Origin of the sequence: Flavobacterium sp. FlaQc-47 (assembly GCF_044006475.1) — a bacterium.
In the GTDB taxonomy this organism is placed as follows: Bacteria; Bacteroidota; Bacteroidia; order Flavobacteriales; family Flavobacteriaceae; genus Flavobacterium.
The window spans coordinates 925,290-942,302 of record NZ_JBIPCQ010000001.1 but is presented as its reverse complement, the minus strand read 5'-3'; the positions used below and the strand labels follow the sequence as shown (position 1 = coordinate 942,302).

Here is a 17,013-nt window from a genome sequence, read left to right as displayed (position 1 = left end):
CAGCAACTTTACTATTATAAAATTTCAAGTAAAACCGTTTATTATACAACTCACATAGTGAGAATTTTAAAGGTTTAATTGGAAATAATTACAAACTAAAAAACTTATAATATCATGGGAGATCATAAAGACCTTACAGACGAATTTGCAGTAGATAAAATTAAAGATCTTGCAGAAAACATAAAAACATGTATGTTTTGTACATATGATGAACACAGATTACAATCGCGTCCAATGTCAGTTCAGAAAATTGATGATTTAGGTCAGCTTTGGTTCTTATCTGACAGAAACAGCACGCACAACGCAGAGATTACTTTAAACCCACAAGTTGAATTGTTTTTCTCTGAGCCACACGATAAATTCCTGACGATTCACGGAACAGCAAGTATTGAATACGACAGGGAAACCATTAAAGAATTATATGACCCAATTGTGAAAGTCTGGATGCCAGGAGGTGAAGATGATCCCAATTTAAGCGTAATAAAAGTAGTACCGGAAGATGGTTATTACTGGAATAATAAAAACGGAAAAATGGTTGCAATCGCAAAAATGGCAACCGCATTTGTAACCGGAAAAACAATGGATGACGGTATTGAAGGTAAATTGCAATTGTAAAATTACCACAAGAATACTTTAACCGCAACGTTCAAAAATTAAAAAACGCAAAGCTAACTTAGATTTATTTCTTGGTTTGCTTTGCGTTTTTTTTATTAATATCAACCCCAATGTAGGGCCATTTTTGTCATCCTGACGAAGGAAAAATAACAATAGTTTTAAACGTACTGTTGTCGAATATTCGATGAGATTTCTCCCTTTGGTCAAAATGATACAAACAGTCTTTTAAATGTGGAAAGTCATTTTTTGTCATCGCGACGAAAGGAAAGATCAAATTATAATTATCCGCAAACTATTGTCGAATATTTGGAGTAATTTCTACCTTGGTCAACATGATAAATCAATAATAATTATCTCAAAAAATATTTTTCAATAAAAATCCAACAAAATATCATTCCAACATATGTTTTAACTCTAAAGCATTGAGAATTCCTGCTTCACTTGCGGTGTTATTAAAATAAACAAAAGCTGATTTTGAATATATTACATCTTTTACATAAAGTAATTCTTCAGGTGAATAACTGGAGTAAAACATCTTAGGTTTTCCATGAAATCTGATAAAAATCAGGGGGAAATCTGTGAAAATCGTGTCCGGTAATTGCGGATGACTAACACTGCAAAACGTAATATTGTTTGTTTTAAAAGCATTCCAGACTTCCTCATTCCACCAACTTATATGTCGAAATTCAATTACATTTTTGAACTTTAAATCCAGATTATCGATGATTTGATGGAGCTTTTCAATGCTAAATTGATAACTTGGTGGAAATTGGAACAAAATGCAGCCTAATTTCTCTTTTAAACCCGTTTCACAGACATTATAGAACTCGCTAATCCTGTCCTGGCAATCATTAAATTTCTTGATATGGGTAATTTCCTTGGGTGCTTTTACCGAAAAAATAAAATTTTCAGGCGTTTTATTGTACCAATTCTGAAACACTCTGACCGTTGGAAACTTGTAAAAGCTTCCGTTGAACTCATACGTGCTAAAATGCTGGCAATAAAACTCAAACATCTTTGAAGATGACAGGTTGTCAGGGTAGAAAATCCCTTTCCAAAACCGATTATTGAAACTGGAACAGCCTATTTGAACTTCATTTTTCATATATGTAATTGTTGGCAGTTAGTACAAAAAAAACTTCTTCTCTTTTTTTTACCTGTATGTTTTTTTTCAAAAGGAAGATTGCATCTCAGGCACGTTTTTTTAGTATGAGCGAGCCAATGTTTTTTGAGTTCGTTTTTCTTTTTCCAATACAGGAATTCAAAACTATAAATCGAACATTCGGCGATAAGCTCATCGAGTTTTTCTGATGGGATTTTTCCAACTAAAGATTCGGGATGAATTCGGCATCTGTACAAAACTTCATTTTTAATAATGTTCCCTACTCCTGAAAAAATATTCTGATCGAGAACTGCATCGCAAATCATTTGGGTTGGAATTAAATTTAGATTTCGCTTTGCTTTTTTCGGATCCCAATCTTCATTCATCACATCAACACTCCAATCATAATATTGATTGACGTCGCCTTCTAAAATTTTAACGGAACAGGTATAGAAATTAATTTCTCCGTCATCAAAACCTAAACTTAATCTCGGCTCAGTTTCTTTCCGGTCATTGACCCGATAAGTCCCAAACATGAGCAAATGGATTTTAACTGAAAAATCGTCAAAACAAATTAAAAAGTTTTTCCCCCAAGTTTTAAAGGCAAGTAAAGTTTTGTCATTGAGGCGTTGAATATCTATTGCGCTATTGCCGGATACAGATAGTATTTTCTGACCGGTAAATTGCTGCACATCTTCTTTTAAGATTAATATGGATGGACCTTCGGGCATAATATGTTTTTTAAATTATGAACTAAAAAAAGTGCAGTTTTTCAGGCTGCACTTTTTTTTCCTGTTTTACTTTAGCTTAATCCGCTTCTGCCGCTTCAAGATTAACGGCATTTACGGCAACTTCTGTTAGTTTTTTATCTGCACCTTTCTCTTCGTCAAGAGTCATCTCTAACAAAGCCGCTGCGTCCGGTAATCCCAGTGTTTCTGCAAACTGTCTCAAAGTACCGTAAGTTGCAATTTCATAATGTTCGATTTTTTGGCTTGCTGCAATAATTCCGGCATCACGCACTACTCCTATTTCGGTTTCTTCAAGGATTCCCTTTCCTTCTTCAATTAAGCCCTCCATGGCGTCGCATTTTTTTGCTGAGGCTTTCTTACCAATAATATCAAATACTTGCTCTAAACGCACGATTTGCTCCTCTGTTTCGATCAGGTGATTGTTTATCGCGTCTATTAATTCTGGTGATGTTGCATTTTTTGCCATTAAAGGCAATGCTTTTGTCAAAGCTTTTTCTGCCCAGTAAATATCTTTTAGTCCATCTTCAAACAATTCTGTCAATCCTGACGCTGCATTTGATTTTGGTTTTGTAACTCCTTTTTTTACTTCTGGTTTTGAAGTAGTTTCTTTTTTGTTATCTGTAGTTTTCATGGTATAATTATTTGTTATTAATATTTGATAAAATTACTGTGTTGATTATCAGAGCGGTTATATATTTTTTTATTAAAGTTGCATTCTAAACACCTGTATATTATGCAAGTAGATCTTAGAATTCTGTAATACATTTTTTTGGATTGGGAGATAGATTTGTAGTAGAAAAATTTATCATAAAACATATATCATGGAAACATATAACGATCATACGTATCAGGAAGCTGAACTTTACTTTCAGCAAAAATATCAAAGGGGACATTTAGATATTGATACTGCAATTTTAATTGACAGAGCAATTGATTCTCTTTTGAAAAAAGACAATATCACCAGAAATGAAAATATCCCAAACGAGGAGCAAGTAATAAATGAAGACGATCATATCACGAATACTGAAAGTGAAGAGGACGAATTAAATCAGCCTGACGATTTTGAGGACGAGGAAGAACATATTGAAGACGAAGATCATTTTGATGATGACGATTTAGAGAGAAACGATAATTAGATTCGTTCTAACTCAAAAAATTAGAAAGACTGTTATTTTATGATAACGGTCTTTTTTTTATTCATTTATAATCGTCTGTTAATTATACAATTACAAGATATAATTCTATAATAGAAACCATTTGTTTCGTGCTAGATTTGTAATATAGAAATTTAAAAAACTAGAAGTCATGAATACTACAGATCAAAATAACAGCATGATTAAGGGAAATAAAGATCCTAGAAATCAGAATCAAAATACGAACGATGAAAGTAATCTTATGAACGAAGAATTATACGATATCGACGATATGAAAGAAACTGATAACGACAATAGCGAAATCGCAGAACGTGGTTATACAGTTAGAAACGGACATAATCCTGACACGCCAAATCCGGATGAACTTACGGATGACGAAGATGATCTCACCGACGATTTTCACAGTGAAAGCGACCTCAACTCCAATACAGAGGATTTATACGAAGAAAAACTGGACAACAACGGCAATAATGTCGATGCAGTAGATGAACTTGATAATCCGTCTGATGCATCTGTAGAAAGAGAAGAAGAGGATTTTAATGAAACCGAAGAGGTTCTCGAAGACATAGACGACGAGGAAGAAGAAAACGATTATGTCGAAGATGATGTTCAGGAAGAAGAAGATGTGGAATATCCGGACAATGATCCAAGAAAATTTTAAAGGGTTCTTTAAAAGGGTTCAAAGGTACAGAGGAACAAAGGTTCAAAGTTTTTTATTATGCCGTTAAGAAATTAACGGCTTTTTTATGTGTTATATTTTTATTATGATTCTGCCGAAGCAAATATTTAAATGCAATCCTACACAGATTACGGAATTACTTTATAAAATTTCTCATGTGATCCTTCCTCCGTCAGGATGACAAAGCAGATAAAACCTCTGTCCCTCTGAACCTTTGCCACTTTGAACCTTCCTCAAAAAAACCTTTGCCACTTTGAACCTTCCTCAAAAAACCTTTGCCCCTTTGAACCTTCAAAAAAACCTTTGAACCTTCCTCAAAAAAAACCTTTGCCCCTCTGAACCTTCAAAAAAACCTTTGAACCTTCCTCTCAAAAAACCTAATCTCCAATAATTTCCAAAACCGGAATATCGTCCATTTTTTCAAGACGTTCAGTTAATCCTTCCCTTGCCTCTTTTAATTCTTCCTCGGCTTTTGCTAATTCTTCAAGAAGTTCTTCTTTTTGGGATGGAACTTTTTCGATTTTACGCTTTATTTCATAAATCTCGCCTTCGGCTTCCATTATTTTTAATCGTTTGTAATACGTCAGGCTTTCGGTCATGTGTGCCAAAGCGATCATCGCTGTTAAAAACGGATGATTGTTTGTTACGTTTACGTCTTTAATTTTCCCGTGTTCGAGTTCTACTTTTAAAGCAAAAGCAAATTCCTCCATATTAAAAGCTTCGTATTTGCTTTGCGGATTTAAATATGCCTTAATCGATTCAACATTGTTCATTGTAGACAAATCAACATCAGTTTCTTTATTTTCGCTTAAATCGTTAAAAACCACGTTTCCTATTGCTCTTGCTTCGGCAACGGTTGGGTCATTATCAGGATTTTCGAAATCACGCGTCGACCAGTCCCAATTTTCAGGATGAACAGGTTTTATGTATTTTTCACAAAAATCTGTCACATCGTTTTTTAAACTTACCATAACATCATCTCTTTTGACATACACATCCTGGTAAGCGCCGCTTTTAGTTCCCATAATTATTTTTTTTGATTTTTTGATTGTTTTTGAAATGACAAACGACACATTTATCGGAATAGATGTGTCGTTTTGAGTTTTTTATTTTTTATTTACTGTGCTTTAAATGCTTTTTCTTCCGCTTATTAATGAAATAATAAATAAGACTAAAAATATAAAGAATAAAACTTTAGCGATACTTGCGGCTCCAGCAGCAATTCCACCAAAACCAAATATTCCGGCTATGATAGCAAGAATAATAAAAATGACTGTATAACGTAACATAAGCTTGTGATTTTAGTTAATAATGATTTTGTTTGTTACTCAAATTTCATACTTTTTAAAGAGATGTATTAACTCTAAGCGATATTTTATTAGCGCGATAAAACGCTGTTTATACTAAATTGATCTGATAGTTCTGTATTAACTCTGAAAACGCAATTTCGCTATGCGAAAAATGTTCCCTGTTGCTTCGGCATTTTTTTGCTCTGTCAAAATACTGCTCAATCGAACCATCTTCATAAGTGGAAACCAACAATGGATGAACATAATAATTCCTGCAGACATTTCTGGTATTTCCCAGTGCTTGAGCAGTTGCGTCAAAGGCAGTTAAAATGTTCTTTTTAATTTCCTTTTCGTCCGGAGTTGTTCCAATTTCCATTAAAGTTTCAAAAAATATAATCGAAGCCGCCCAGGTTCTAAAATCTTTGGCGCTAAAATATTCTCCCGAAATTTCATGTAAATACTGGTTTACCATATGACTGTCCAGCACTTTTCTTTCGCCGTTTTTATCATAATATTTAAAAACTTCCCAACCCGGAATTTCTTCGCAGCGACCAACCAGTTTTACCAGTTTTTTGTTTCGGGTTGTAATCGTATGCTTCACCCCTTTTTTTCCGGTAAATTCAAATTTTAGCGAATTTTTATTGATGTTGATATGGCGTTTTCTTAAAGTCGAAAGTCCGTATGATTTATTGTCTTTTGCATATTTTTCATTTCCAATCCTAATATGCGTCTCCTCCATTAACCGAATCACCAAAGCCACGACTTTTTCCTTCGACCATTCTTTTGCTTCCAGATCCTCGTCGACTTTTTTTCTGATCAAAGGCAATTTACTTCCAAATTCAGCTATTTTATAAAACTTAGTCTGGTTGCGGATCAAATTCCATCTTGGATGATATCTGTATTGTTTTCTGTTTTTATCATCTAAACCTACGGCTTGTAAATGTCCGTTTGGCAAATCAGAAATCTGAACATTTTGCCATGCCGGCGGAAGAACCAGACTATTAATGCGTTTTAATTCGCTTTTTTGTTTAATGCAGCGACCGTTTTTTTTATAAATAAAACCCTCATCGCATTTGCATCTTTCAATTGGCAGCGTTTGATTGCTTATGTAAACTAAATCCAGTTTTTCAATAACCAAATGTGGAGTTTTGATCAATTGATTCATTAGTTTTTCGGCTTTTGCTGCTGCATTCATGATATTCCTGGTTTTATTTATTGTGCCACTCCCGATTATTATTGGGATTTGAGATTGAAGAATTTGATTTTTTTCCGATATATTCCATTCCTCTTTCCTTATGTGGCTCAACTATTTTTAAATTAAATTTTAGTTATTACGCAATGACTGAATAAGATTTTTTTTACTCATATACGAACGTCCCTGAATCCCAACTCTTCTTGCCTCTTGATACAATTCGTCTTTTGTCCATTCATTATACGGTTTTGCATTTCCGCCTTTTTCGCCCGCATCAGGCGAATTAGCAATTCTAGCCGCTTTTTCCTTACTATATCCTATCTCTAAAAGAGCTTGATATTGTTTTTCATTATTTATTCTTGCATCTGGCATGATCGAAAAATTTTGAGGTTAATAACAGAAATAATGTTTTATCAAATTTCCTCAAAAAGCAGGAATTATCCGTTATATAATTCCTGCGTAAATTTTCATAATTAACTTTAGGATGGATTATTTTACAATTTGATACCTTTATTATTAGAATTTTCAGGAGCTATTTCCTGCTGTTCCTTCCAATCTTTTTCTTGCTAAAGAAGCAAGAAAAAGGATTTTCCCTCCCATCAGGGCTAGGGTAATATGTTTTATAAGAAAATTATTATATTTAATAAAGATTACTATATTTGCAGTTCTTAAATCTTCACATTAAGAATTAAATAAACTTTGCCTTTGTGGGTAGAATACGGTTATTGGGAACAATAATAACGCTCTAAACCGCGCCGAACTTCTGCAACACGGGTTTTATATTCAATTAAATGTCAAGTTATGAGTACAAACACACTTTCAAAAGAAGCCGAAACAAGGCTTATCGATTTCTTCAACACTACAAAAGACCCAAAAGGAATGGCAAAAGCCATACGACAATTAAATTACGTAGTTGCGTTAGGCGTTATGCGGGAACACGAAACCCTTCAAACCGAAATAACAACCGTCCAAAACAGTTTCTACTGGCTCAACGAACTAGCCGAAATTCTAAACCCCTACCTAGATGTAGAATAAAGTTTATTCGGGAAAGTTAGAATCAATTAAAAACGAAAAAGCCCTGATTTTAAAAAATCAGGGCTTTTTTATTGAATACAGTTTAAAACAGGCTGAAAGCCAACAAAGCATTAGCGTAGTGCATCGCACTACGAATTAAAATTAGAAGTGAAATTGCCCTGAAAGGGCAAAAGCAAACTGAAAAATTTTATGTTTGGATTTGTTGATCTTTACTACTTGTTTTGAAGAATCATTGCTGAGATAGTTCCTAATCTTATTTTTTCACTTATAAAAAGTTCAATCCATTCTACTGGACTTAGGCGCATATTATCTTCCCCAGATTTTCCCCAATTCAATATAATTGGTAAATTATAAGATGGATCTTTTTTGACAGAACAAATAGCCCAATTACCGTTGAGTTCTTTTATAATAATTTCTCCTACTAGAAAACTAAAAGCGATTTTAATTTCTTCATTAATTAACCTTTTTCTTTTTATTATTTCATTTTCTAATTTTATAAGATTATCAACAGATAATTCTTTAGAAAAATTAATTTTAAACTCTGCAAATATTAAATCAAAATATGATTGCTTATTTAATAGAAAAAAAAATAGTTCTTTTTCTTGTTGCTTACTCATTTTAGCCATTTTTATTTAATATTTAATAATTACAAAATCCGTATCTTTTCCTCAAACTTAATTTCGGTAATTGCACCCTTTTCATGGTTTTTATACAAAGTTTTATACTTTCCTTCCCATTTTTCTTTATAACCATAGTTTACTATTCTTGGAGTAAAAGCAACATCCTCAGATTTACCTGCCAATATGTAATCTCCCCCGACATAAAACCTAACTGTTTCACTAACATACACCCAAAATTCATTAATATTACTAATACTCATTTCGTCAATTGCTAAAAAATATTCTTCTCCAACATCATACATTCATATGAAAAATCAATTTTCTTAATTCCAAATTGATTTTTTAATTTTTTCTCCAAACTATCTATATAAAAATCAATATTTGTTAAAAATTTTTGAAACTCTTTTTTATTTAATCTAACTCCATAATCTAATGCTTAATAACTATAAATAATCTATTCCTTTTTTGTTCCCTTATTTAATTTTTGTCATTAAAGCAAAACCTATACTTTATGAGTAATCTTTTATTAAATTGTCAACTTTTCCCTTAATCGACACCAAATTTTTCTTACTGACATGTGATTCCAACCACGAGTCAAAAGCTATTCCAATCCATTTCTTCTTTCCTTTTTTATCATATTTATTCCCATAATTAACCAATTGGGGAGTACCTGCTACATAATCTGTAGGAGAAGCGATTTTTAATTCTCCACCTAATCTATCCATTATTATCTTTGAAAAAAGGGACCAAAATGCAACACGAAGTTTATTTTGAGTTTCAATATCAGTCACTAAAAAATAATCTTCGTAAAATTTTTGAATCTCATCTATTTTTAAGTGACATTCATCAACACTTTTTACAGAAACTTTATTCTCATTCAATTTTGAAATTAAATAATTAATAGAGTTTTCCCGATTATCTATAAAACTTTGCAATTCTTTTTTACTTTTTAAAATCATACTTTTTAATGTTTTATAATTATAAAATATTGACTTTTATCTTTTAAATTATTCATCTTTAATGATTTCATCAATCATAAATGCTACTTCATTTTAGGTATTTACACATTTTTAATATCCATTTGCTTTTTAGAAAATTTTGTTATTTGATTTATTTTTTGGGAAATTGTTAATCCCTCATCATCTGGTTCAAAAATTGAATATTCAATAACAAAATCAGGAATATAATCTGGCATATACCCTTTGTGTTTACCAGACTTAATCCCCGTTATTGCAAATAAGCCAAAAGAAATTAGTGACTTAACAGAGTGAAAAGTCCAATAACCATCTGTCCTTTCAATTATAGCTTCCCCTAAATAAATTTTAAATAAATCTAACAGGCTTTGATTTTTATTATAATTTTCCTTGATAAATAATTCTATCACATCAATTTCATCAGACGAATAAATAAATTTATCTATTTTAATATTATCTACGCTTAATAACATTTTTAACTCCTCAAGTTTACTTGGAATTTCATTAATAAAAAGTTCTATTCTTTTTTTCATGTCTACTTAATATTTTATAAATTGAATTAGATCTGTACTTACATTGTTTGCTTCTAATTCTATTTTTACAAAATCAATTACTTTTGGATCTACATCAGAAAAACAATGCCATTCAATCTTTGTCAAGCCTAATTTTTTAGATAAATCTTACTCCTTTTGTCTTAACAACCTGAACAAGTTCCTCTACAAAATTAACTCCTTTTTTTGTTTTAAAAGCGACACAAACCCCGCCCGTAACACTTCAAAGACTCATGATTGCATATACTCGCTATTTGGACTACAGTGAATATATCATTTCTCCGAGAGATTTTCGTAATCTATTACTATCAATCCTTTTTAACCAAACATCAGGGCAGATACGAGGGCTATTTTCATTTTCCCCCCAACCAAGAATAATAGGTAAACCATATGCTTCATCTTTTCTAAATTTACCAATAGACCAGAAACCTCCTCTTACATTTATCACTGCTTCACCTATATATATATATAAATACCCTCGTATATTTTTATCTTTTTTATAAATTTCTTCAAGCATATTTATTTCCTCTAATAAAAAGGAAAACTTATCTATATTCAATAGACTTAAAAACTCAATCAATTTTGAATCTTTAATTTCTAAAAATAACCTCAATTTATTTTGTAATTCCTTATTTAACTTTAATTCCATAATCCTAATATTTAATAATCATAAAGTCTGTTTCTTTCAAGCCAGCCTTTTTTAGTTCGTTTTTAACATTTTTCTCAAAAGATTCATCAATGCCATCAAAACAATGCCATTCAATCCTATCGATTTTATCAGAAAGCTGGTCTTTTATAATCAGAATATCTTTTAAAACTTGATTTTTATAGGCACTCCAAGTTACTTTCCCTGATTTAATCTCTTTACCAACTCCATTTAAAACATTATCTACATAACGTTTTCCATTGTTTGTCTGAATTTCTAAATGAGTAGCATCATTACCCATTAATTCATTAAATTTACTTTCGGTAATAGCACCTTTTTCACGGTTTTTATACAACGTTTTATAATTTTCTTCCCATTTTTCTCTAGTTAATTTGCCTTCATATCTGCCAAGAGCATCTTCTAATTTCTTAGCAAATTCGGGAGTTTTCATAAATACGTTTATTTCATCCAGCTTTTCCTGTATCGCATCTCTTACAAGTTCGCCAGTTTCTTCAACCCCATACTTTTCAGGATGCACATGCAAATCCTCTAAAGCATCTTCAACTTGTTTTGCTGTATATTTTCCTCTCCATACAGAAAATTGACCAATACCAAAAGTAATCACTTTTTGCACTACGATATTTAAAATTCCCTGCTTTATTCCGTTTAGGGTACTTTGGCTAATTTCTATTTCAGATAAATTTTTTCCGCTTTTTAGCTGGTTCAAAACATCATCGCCAAAACCTATTGTAAATCCACTGGCTCCTGCACAAGCCGTTCCGCATTTATTTACCAGAGCGGCTGTTGCGCAACTTGTGGCTGCACTAGGTATCGAAACCTCTTTAATTAATTGCTTAGTAGTAAAACTTTCGTTTAAATATTGTTTGACAATCGCATTAATCCCCATTTGAAAACCTGCATCAAGAGTAAAACCTGATATGCATTCAGTAGCCTTAATGCTGCCTAATGCTTCAACAGAACCCATGCCTAATGCGCCGTAAAAAACCATTTGTTCCATGGCATCTGCAAACTGCGCCTGTGTCGAAACTCCTTTGGCAATGGTTGTTTCCTGTGAACAAAAAGGTTCAGCCGGATTAGGAACAGGATCTTTAAAATAAACGACAACGTCAACTCCGGTTTTAGTTCCGTCAACATAATTGGGCGGGTAGCTTAACCAGAATTTTGTTATTTTTTGCTTGTTTAATGCTACATCTTTTGTTTCGATCAAAAATAAATTCTGAACCGGATTACTGTTGCTCCATCCTTTATAATGTGTTATTTTTAAAATTCCCTTTTCTTCATCATATACAGATGTTGAATAAGTTTTGCCGGTTTCAGGAATTAATGCCGTATTTTTTGAAGTTTCGCTTGCTAATAATTTTAAGAAATTTACTTTTTCTGTGGCTAAAAATGCGACGATACTTTTTAATGACGTTTCGCACTTAAATTTTTCTAATTCATCAAAAGTGGTATTTGTCTTTAATAAATTCCCTGAATTTTGATTGCCTGTCGTGGTATAATTATTAGAAGCCATCTCGACGAAAACAGGATCTAAATCAGCTATTTTTTTCTTTATTTCCTCAGGAACATCGGGAGCACTTACCAGTATTTTATATTGTTGATGTGATTTTTCTAAACTGGTATAAATTTCTGTCCAGTTTTTGTTATAATGGTCTTCGCTGATAGTACCCGCAGTTTTTTGCTTTTCTAATTCATATGCCCTTTTGAATAAATCAGTGATTGCGTCAGTTGCTGCTATTACATCGTTAATAATTTCTTGTGCATCAACAACATTATTCCACGTGGCATTATAACTCGTCTCCACAACACCATTAATTAACTGATAATCCGTATTTATTGTGATATTATTGAACTCAACTGCAATTTTAGTTTCATTTAAATACGGGACTATAATGTAACCTTTACCTGAATAAGGACCTTTGCCTTTTAATTCTAAAATTGTAACGGGAAAATCTCCTGCCGTAAAAGTCTCACTTTGAAGTAAATTTGTAATTGGGGTTTTATTACTAATATTCAATGTTGGTTTTATACCACAATTATAACCGGCAATTGTCTTTTCCTTTTTAGAAATTGTAAACGTGTTGGTATTTGAATAACTAAAACTCTGTACGCCATCACCATCTAAACTGCAAGTAGAACCAACTTTGAATTCGTAAGTTGTTTCCGCTTCAAGATTGGTTAGCAAAGCCTGATTGTTTTTGCTGTAGGTCGAAAACCATTCAAAGGTTTTTACTTTTTCCTTGCCTCGTTTATTAATTTCAGTCATTGATTGTTTCCTGTACTGAACCTGATACTTGATATGATCCGGCATTCCCTGCCAGCTTATTTTTGCACTGGTGGGCGAGATAATTTCAGAAAGTGCAAATATGGGCGGATCACATTTTTGGGTGTATTTAAACGAATATATCTCGCTGTAACCGTCATTTTTAAAAATTGCATTTTCTGAAAGTCCTGATGTTGATATTGCTTTTACCCGCCATGCATAACGCATACCCGGAGTCAGGATTGGCATGCTTAAATTATAGAGTAAAGCTGTACCAAAAAGTGTCTCTTCGTATAAAATTGGAGACATTTGAAATGCAAACTGAGGATCAAGACCTGGATCTATCAATTGTTTCAATTCAAACTTATACGAAACATTAGTGGCGTTTGTCTGGCGTGGCGTCCAGGTGAACATAATATTAGGGAAATCGCTTTGGGCTACTTGTTCGTTTTTTTGTGGCGTATTTAATAATGGCGGATCGTTTAAAATCAGGTACAATCCCGTACAGCTTTTTTGGGATATTTTTTGATTGGTTACAAAATCATACATCTCAAAACAAAAATTAAACATGCCTTCCGGTAATCCGTTCGCATATTGCGCTGCTGAGATTCCTTGTAGGTTTTCTAACCTGAATAAGGCTGCAATATCAATATTGGTAAGGGTTTGCAGTTCGCCGCCATTAATTAATAATGGTCGCTGTCCTTGTATATAATCATTGCTTTGTATGTTGAGTCCGTTGCCTTGTATAAACAGTTTTAATCGAACCTGTCGTTGCGAGATCATAATATCTGTAGGATTTATGATTAACTGCATTTTATTATCCATACTTGTGGCATAATCGGAGATTTTGACACTATACGGATTTTTAAAAACTGGCGTTAACTGAACGGGAAATAGTTGCGCGTGACTACTTAAACTTGAAATAATCAGTAAAAAAAACAAGAATGAACGCTTGAAAAAATTTTTCATTTTTAAATGTGGTGGTTAGTTACACCGAATTTAAACCTGTAAAAAACCTAAACTATGCCTTATCAGACATTAATATAATAGAATAAGCCATATTTAAAACAAAAGCCAATATCCAAATCATATAACAATCTTTAAAAATCCTGTAAGGCATTCTTCACACAATCTGAATAATTTTACATTATAACATTAAAACTTTAAATCATGAAAAAAATACTTTTAGTTGGAAAAACATTTTTAGCAGCAGGATTAATTATGCTTTCTCTTAATTCTTGTAAAAACGAAACAAAACAAGAAGATCCAAAAGAAGTAGCAGAAGATGCAAACGAAGAAAAATTTGATACTATTAACAATAAAGAAGATGATTCGGAATTTTTAGTAGATCAGGCAGAAATAAACCTTGCTGAAATTGAAATTGGAAAACTGGCTCAAACAAAAAGTACCAATCCTGAGGTTAAGAAATTTGGAAAAATGCTTGTTGATGAGCATACTAAATCGGCTTCTGAAGTAAGTGCTTTAGCAAAAGCTAAAAACTTCACTTTACCTACTTCGATTACCGAAGATGGAAAAGAGGAATATAACAAACTAAACGAAAAATCTGGTCTTGACTTTGATAAAAAGTTCGCTGATATGATGATCGACGGACACGAAAAAGCAATTGACAAATTGAAAAAAGCTTCTGAAAAAGCAACTGATCAAGATGTTAAGCTTTGGGCATCAAATAACATTGCAGGATTAACTGCTCATTTAGAGCATGCAAAAATGTTGAAACAAGAATTAGATAAAAAATAATTTAATTGGTTATTATTTTATTTACTAAACCCCTTAAGAGTTGAATTGCTTAAGGGGTTTTTTCTTTTTTAGGTACAAATGTTCTGATTTAGATACAAAGGTTTTGAGTTGCAAAGGGGCAAAGGTTTTCTCGCAGTTTCTCAGATCGTATTGTAGAGGCGCACAGCAGTGCGTCTTCTGTTAAAGAACAAATTTTCTTAGTAACTGCGCAAACCAATGTGTTTCTTTTGGTAAATAATACATTAAGCCTGCCTAAATCTGTAAAATCTGCGTGAAAAAACAACAAATTTTAAGTTTTTTGAATTATCTAATTTTGCGATTTACAAAATTATCTCATTGAACTATAACCGTTATATTCTTCATCTGTAACGCTTTCCAGCCATATTCCTTTTCCTTTATCAATTTCTGTAATAATCGAAATATGCGAAAAAGAACTAAACGGTGTTGCGCCATACCAATGTTCAATTCCGGGTAAAATAGTAACAACCTCATCTTTATGAAGTAATGTGATTCCACTTCCTTTTTCCTGATAATAGCCAATTCCATCTGTTGCAATAAGCAATTGCAGACTAAAATTGATGTGCCAGACACTTCTTGAACCTGGCTCAAAAGCTACTTCTTTAATTACAGTATTTTCGGGATGAATGTTGCTGGTTTGTTTTTTATACGAAACATCACCAGTCATATATGTGTTTGGGATTTTTCCCTCTTCAATAACAGAAGTATAAAGTGTTGACATAAAAATTTATTTTTTGAGATTGATTTTTTATTTAAAATGACCTAACAAAGCATTCACTTTTAGATTGCTAGATTGACAACAACACTTTTAACCTTATTACTTAAAGTTATTGTATTGTTCATCTGTAACTGGTTCCAGCCAGTCTACGATACCTTTTTCAGTATTGGTGCTGATGGCGATGTGTGTAAAATCACTTTCCGGAGAAGCTCCGTGCCAGTGTTTTACTTCAGGTTGAATATTGACTACATCACCTTCCTGAAGCAACTGAATTGGTTTCCCTACTTCTTGATAATAACCTGTTCCTTGCGTAACAATCAGAATTTGTCCGCCCGGATGTGTATGCCAATTGTTTCTTGCTCCGGCTTCAAAAACTACATTACCCACTGCAGTATTTAAAATTGGATCGTTAGGAACCAGCATTTTTACCCAAGCTTTTCCGGTAAAATAGTCCGCTGATGCAGGATCTCCTTTTGGAAAAATGGTGTCATTTTGATTTTCTGATTTTTTCATAATTATTGTTTTTTAATATCAGTGCTGGAAACTAAATAGGAAAGCTGGAATGCGCTTTATAGAAGTTGTATTTAGTAAGCGAAAAACCGATAGGGGTTAATACTAATTATTTTCCTGCAAAAGTACTTTAGCAAACACAACCGGAAATAACAATATTCAAACAAAAAAGTATGAATTTCAAACAATTTATGTTCGCAAAGATTTCGGAATTGTTCCTGTAAGTCTTTTAAAGTAATTATTAAAATAACTGGGATATTCAAATCCAAGAGAATATCCAATGTCAGAAATACTCCAGTCAGTGTGTTGCAGCAATGCTTTTGCTTCGCCAATAATCCTTTCGGTAATATGCGCTGTTGTAGGTTTTCCGGTAATTTCTTTTACAGAACGATTAAGATGATTTACATGTACAGCAAGGCTTTGCGCATAATCCTGAGGCGTTTTTAGTGCCAATGGCTCATTTTTTGTTTCTATTGGAAATTGTCTTTCTAATAATTCTAAAAATAAAGACGTAATTCTTGAAGAAGCGTTTTTATGTTTGAAGAAGTTTTCTGTAGGCTGCATTTTCATCGATTCATGCAAAATCAGGTTGATATAATTACGCATTAAATCATCCTTAAAAACATAATCCGTTTCCTGTTCTTCAATCATTTTTTGAAACAATGAATCTATAAATACTTTTTGTTCAGGTGATAAGGTAAAAATAGGAGTTCCGCCAATTTTAAACAAAGGCGATTCAGGCAGACTTCCGGAACGATCATTTGCTTTTAAAAACTCTTCGGTAAAAACGCAGGCATAACCTCCATAATCAGGCGAAATCATTTCCCATGAATACGGAATATGTGGATTTCCAAAGAATAATATTGTTCCATCGGTTTCAATTCCTCTATCTGCATAATGAATCAAACTTTTGCTTGTATTGATGCAAATCTTGTAAAAATCCCTGCGATTATAAGTCGGGATTTTACTCACATCTCCATTTACCTCATATACTTTAAAGCCCTTAAGCTTTAAATCGTTTAAACCATTTTCTGAATTCTGAAATTCTAATTGATCTTTCATGAGGCAAAGTTATGAAAATCAAATAAAAAATAGTTTCAGGTTTCAAGTTTTTTTGTC

21 protein-coding genes are annotated in these 17,013 nt (G+C 32.6%); 5 read left to right on the top strand and 16 right to left on the bottom strand.

The window, feature by feature from the left end:
* The first annotated feature begins 114 nt into the window (after nucleotides 1–114).
* On the top strand, nucleotides 115–615 hold the full coding sequence (locus tag ACHRVX_RS03915; protein ID WP_395329423.1) for a pyridoxamine 5'-phosphate oxidase family protein: 501 nt from the start codon (nucleotides 115–117) through the stop codon (nucleotides 613–615).
* 391 nt (nucleotides 616–1,006) lie between these two features.
* Here ACHRVX_RS03915 and ACHRVX_RS03910 read toward each other — a convergent pair whose 3' ends face one another.
* From ACHRVX_RS03910 to ACHRVX_RS03900, 3 genes are all read right to left on the bottom strand, one after another.
* Nucleotides 1,007–1,720 (bottom strand): DUF72 domain-containing protein, encoded by a 714-nt coding sequence (locus ACHRVX_RS03910; protein WP_395329421.1) that lies wholly within the window; start codon nucleotides 1,718–1,720, stop codon nucleotides 1,007–1,009.
* Nucleotides 1,717–2,448, bottom strand: a complete 732-nt coding sequence (locus tag ACHRVX_RS03905) for a DNA-formamidopyrimidine glycosylase family protein (RefSeq protein ID WP_395329419.1) — start codon at nucleotides 2,446–2,448, stop codon at nucleotides 1,717–1,719. Before ACHRVX_RS03905 ends, ACHRVX_RS03910 begins: the two co-directional genes overlap by 4 nt.
* A 76-nt stretch (nucleotides 2,449–2,524) precedes the next feature.
* Nucleotides 2,525–3,097: a ferritin-like domain-containing protein gene (locus ACHRVX_RS03900; RefSeq protein WP_395329417.1), complete on the bottom strand. Its 573-nt coding sequence runs from the start codon at nucleotides 3,095–3,097 to the stop codon at nucleotides 2,525–2,527.
* A 190-nt stretch (nucleotides 3,098–3,287) separates the two neighbouring features.
* On the opposite strand from ACHRVX_RS03900, the gene ACHRVX_RS03895 reads away from it, so the two are divergent.
* Both ACHRVX_RS03895 and ACHRVX_RS03890 read left to right on the top strand, forming a co-directional pair.
* A complete protein-coding gene (locus ACHRVX_RS03895) occupies nucleotides 3,288–3,602 on the top strand; it encodes a hypothetical protein (protein ID WP_395329415.1) in 315 nt (104 codons plus the stop codon).
* A 169-nt stretch (nucleotides 3,603–3,771) separates the two neighbouring features.
* Nucleotides 3,772–4,281 (top strand): hypothetical protein, encoded by a 510-nt coding sequence (locus tag ACHRVX_RS03890; protein ID WP_395329413.1) that lies wholly within the window; start codon nucleotides 3,772–3,774, stop codon nucleotides 4,279–4,281.
* A gap of 395 nt (nucleotides 4,282–4,676) precedes the next feature.
* Here ACHRVX_RS03890 and ACHRVX_RS03885 read toward each other — a convergent pair whose 3' ends face one another.
* The 4 genes from ACHRVX_RS03885 to ACHRVX_RS03870 all read right to left on the bottom strand — a co-directional run bounded on the left by ACHRVX_RS03885 (nucleotide 4,677) and on the right by ACHRVX_RS03870 (nucleotide 7,152).
* Nucleotides 4,677–5,324 (bottom strand): DUF5661 family protein, encoded by a 648-nt coding sequence (locus ACHRVX_RS03885; RefSeq protein WP_395329411.1) that lies wholly within the window; start codon nucleotides 5,322–5,324, stop codon nucleotides 4,677–4,679.
* 102 nt (nucleotides 5,325–5,426) lie between these two features.
* A complete protein-coding gene (locus tag ACHRVX_RS03880) occupies nucleotides 5,427–5,588 on the bottom strand; it encodes a DUF1328 family protein (protein WP_082421327.1) in 162 nt (53 codons plus the stop codon).
* Between the two features lie 109 nt (nucleotides 5,589–5,697).
* Nucleotides 5,698–6,783 carry a DNA topoisomerase IB gene (locus ACHRVX_RS03875; RefSeq protein ID WP_395329408.1) on the bottom strand — a complete coding sequence of 362 codons (1,086 nt, stop codon included), beginning with the start codon at nucleotides 6,781–6,783 and terminating at the stop codon, nucleotides 5,698–5,700.
* Between the two features lie 129 nt (nucleotides 6,784–6,912).
* Nucleotides 6,913–7,152 (bottom strand): Rho termination factor, encoded by a 240-nt coding sequence (locus tag ACHRVX_RS03870; RefSeq protein ID WP_395329406.1) that lies wholly within the window; start codon nucleotides 7,150–7,152, stop codon nucleotides 6,913–6,915.
* Between the two features lie 429 nt (nucleotides 7,153–7,581).
* Here ACHRVX_RS03870 and ACHRVX_RS03865 point away from each other — a divergent pair, with 429 nt between their 5' ends.
* On the top strand, nucleotides 7,582–7,815 hold the full coding sequence (locus ACHRVX_RS03865; protein WP_395329404.1) for a hypothetical protein: 234 nt from the start codon (nucleotides 7,582–7,584) through the stop codon (nucleotides 7,813–7,815).
* Between the two features lie 212 nt (nucleotides 7,816–8,027).
* On the opposite strand, the gene ACHRVX_RS03860 is transcribed toward ACHRVX_RS03865, so the two are convergent.
* The 6 genes from ACHRVX_RS03860 to ACHRVX_RS03835 form a co-directional block, all read right to left on the bottom strand.
* Nucleotides 8,028–8,432, bottom strand: coding sequence for a hypothetical protein (locus ACHRVX_RS03860; protein WP_395329402.1), 405 nt, complete (start codon nucleotides 8,430–8,432; stop codon nucleotides 8,028–8,030).
* Nucleotides 8,433–8,461: 29 nt separating this feature from the next.
* Nucleotides 8,462–8,737, bottom strand: a complete 276-nt coding sequence (locus tag ACHRVX_RS03855) for a hypothetical protein (protein WP_395329400.1) — start codon at nucleotides 8,735–8,737, stop codon at nucleotides 8,462–8,464.
* Between the two features lie 207 nt (nucleotides 8,738–8,944).
* Nucleotides 8,945–9,394 (bottom strand): hypothetical protein, encoded by a 450-nt coding sequence (locus ACHRVX_RS03850; protein ID WP_395329398.1) that lies wholly within the window; start codon nucleotides 9,392–9,394, stop codon nucleotides 8,945–8,947.
* Between the two features lie 101 nt (nucleotides 9,395–9,495).
* Nucleotides 9,496–9,942, bottom strand: coding sequence for a hypothetical protein (locus tag ACHRVX_RS03845; RefSeq protein WP_395329396.1), 447 nt, complete (start codon nucleotides 9,940–9,942; stop codon nucleotides 9,496–9,498).
* 277 nt (nucleotides 9,943–10,219) lie between these two features.
* Nucleotides 10,220–10,609 (bottom strand): hypothetical protein, encoded by a 390-nt coding sequence (locus ACHRVX_RS03840; protein ID WP_395329394.1) that lies wholly within the window; start codon nucleotides 10,607–10,609, stop codon nucleotides 10,220–10,222.
* A gap of 4 nt (nucleotides 10,610–10,613) precedes the next feature.
* The gene (locus ACHRVX_RS03835; protein WP_395329392.1) at nucleotides 10,614–13,859 is read right to left on the bottom strand and encodes a fibronectin type III domain-containing protein; all 3,246 of its coding nucleotides are present in this window, start codon (nucleotides 13,857–13,859) and stop codon (nucleotides 10,614–10,616) included.
* Nucleotides 13,860–14,060: 201 nt separating this feature from the next.
* On the opposite strand from ACHRVX_RS03835, the gene ACHRVX_RS03830 reads away from it, so the two are divergent.
* Nucleotides 14,061–14,648, top strand: coding sequence for a DUF4142 domain-containing protein (locus ACHRVX_RS03830; RefSeq protein WP_395329390.1), 588 nt, complete (start codon nucleotides 14,061–14,063; stop codon nucleotides 14,646–14,648).
* A gap of 328 nt (nucleotides 14,649–14,976) precedes the next feature.
* On the opposite strand, the gene ACHRVX_RS03825 is transcribed toward ACHRVX_RS03830, so the two are convergent.
* The 3 genes from ACHRVX_RS03825 to ACHRVX_RS03815 all read right to left on the bottom strand — a co-directional run bounded on the left by ACHRVX_RS03825 (nucleotide 14,977) and on the right by ACHRVX_RS03815 (nucleotide 16,956).
* Nucleotides 14,977–15,387: a cupin domain-containing protein gene (locus ACHRVX_RS03825; protein ID WP_395329388.1), complete on the bottom strand. Its 411-nt coding sequence runs from the start codon at nucleotides 15,385–15,387 to the stop codon at nucleotides 14,977–14,979.
* A gap of 96 nt (nucleotides 15,388–15,483) precedes the next feature.
* Nucleotides 15,484–15,897, bottom strand: a complete 414-nt coding sequence (locus ACHRVX_RS03820; RefSeq protein ID WP_395329386.1) for a cupin domain-containing protein — start codon at nucleotides 15,895–15,897, stop codon at nucleotides 15,484–15,486.
* A 186-nt stretch (nucleotides 15,898–16,083) separates the two neighbouring features.
* A complete protein-coding gene (locus ACHRVX_RS03815) occupies nucleotides 16,084–16,956 on the bottom strand; it encodes a helix-turn-helix domain-containing protein (protein WP_395329384.1) in 873 nt (290 codons plus the stop codon).
* Nucleotides 16,957–17,013 lie beyond the last annotated feature (57 nt).

What these genes read in the sequence shown, in the direction of transcription:
- ACHRVX_RS03915 (WP_395329423.1), top strand. Translation starts at nt 115, where the DNA reads ATGGGAGATCATAAAGACCTTACAGACGAATTTGCAGTAGATAAAATT.
- ACHRVX_RS03910 (WP_395329421.1), bottom strand. Translation starts at nt 1,720, where the DNA reads ATGAAAAATGAAGTTCAAATAGGCTGTTCCAGTTTCAATAATCGGTTT.
- ACHRVX_RS03905 (WP_395329419.1), bottom strand. Translation starts at nt 2,448, where the DNA reads ATGCCCGAAGGTCCATCCATATTAATCTTAAAAGAAGATGTGCAGCAA.
- ACHRVX_RS03900 (WP_395329417.1), bottom strand. Translation starts at nt 3,097, where the DNA reads ATGAAAACTACAGATAACAAAAAAGAAACTACTTCAAAACCAGAAGTA.
- ACHRVX_RS03895 (WP_395329415.1), top strand. Translation starts at nt 3,288, where the DNA reads ATGGAAACATATAACGATCATACGTATCAGGAAGCTGAACTTTACTTT.
- ACHRVX_RS03890 (WP_395329413.1), top strand. Translation starts at nt 3,772, where the DNA reads ATGAATACTACAGATCAAAATAACAGCATGATTAAGGGAAATAAAGAT.
- ACHRVX_RS03885 (WP_395329411.1), bottom strand. Translation starts at nt 5,324, where the DNA reads ATGGGAACTAAAAGCGGCGCTTACCAGGATGTGTATGTCAAAAGAGAT.
- ACHRVX_RS03880 (WP_082421327.1), bottom strand. Translation starts at nt 5,588, where the DNA reads ATGTTACGTTATACAGTCATTTTTATTATTCTTGCTATCATAGCCGGA.
- ACHRVX_RS03875 (WP_395329408.1), bottom strand. Translation starts at nt 6,783, where the DNA reads ATGAATGCAGCAGCAAAAGCCGAAAAACTAATGAATCAATTGATCAAA.
- ACHRVX_RS03870 (WP_395329406.1), bottom strand. Translation starts at nt 7,152, where the DNA reads ATGCCAGATGCAAGAATAAATAATGAAAAACAATATCAAGCTCTTTTA.
- ACHRVX_RS03865 (WP_395329404.1), top strand. Translation starts at nt 7,582, where the DNA reads ATGAGTACAAACACACTTTCAAAAGAAGCCGAAACAAGGCTTATCGAT.
- ACHRVX_RS03860 (WP_395329402.1), bottom strand. Translation starts at nt 8,432, where the DNA reads ATGAGTAAGCAACAAGAAAAAGAACTATTTTTTTTTCTATTAAATAAG.
- ACHRVX_RS03855 (WP_395329400.1), bottom strand. Translation starts at nt 8,737, where the DNA reads ATGTATGATGTTGGAGAAGAATATTTTTTAGCAATTGACGAAATGAGT.
- ACHRVX_RS03850 (WP_395329398.1), bottom strand. Translation starts at nt 9,394, where the DNA reads ATGATTTTAAAAAGTAAAAAAGAATTGCAAAGTTTTATAGATAATCGG.
- ACHRVX_RS03845 (WP_395329396.1), bottom strand. Translation starts at nt 9,942, where the DNA reads ATGAAAAAAAGAATAGAACTTTTTATTAATGAAATTCCAAGTAAACTT.
- ACHRVX_RS03840 (WP_395329394.1), bottom strand. Translation starts at nt 10,609, where the DNA reads ATGGAATTAAAGTTAAATAAGGAATTACAAAATAAATTGAGGTTATTT.
- ACHRVX_RS03835 (WP_395329392.1), bottom strand. Translation starts at nt 13,859, where the DNA reads ATGAAAAATTTTTTCAAGCGTTCATTCTTGTTTTTTTTACTGATTATT.
- ACHRVX_RS03830 (WP_395329390.1), top strand. Translation starts at nt 14,061, where the DNA reads ATGAAAAAAATACTTTTAGTTGGAAAAACATTTTTAGCAGCAGGATTA.
- ACHRVX_RS03825 (WP_395329388.1), bottom strand. Translation starts at nt 15,387, where the DNA reads ATGTCAACACTTTATACTTCTGTTATTGAAGAGGGAAAAATCCCAAAC.
- ACHRVX_RS03820 (WP_395329386.1), bottom strand. Translation starts at nt 15,897, where the DNA reads ATGAAAAAATCAGAAAATCAAAATGACACCATTTTTCCAAAAGGAGAT.
- ACHRVX_RS03815 (WP_395329384.1), bottom strand. Translation starts at nt 16,956, where the DNA reads ATGAAAGATCAATTAGAATTTCAGAATTCAGAAAATGGTTTAAACGAT.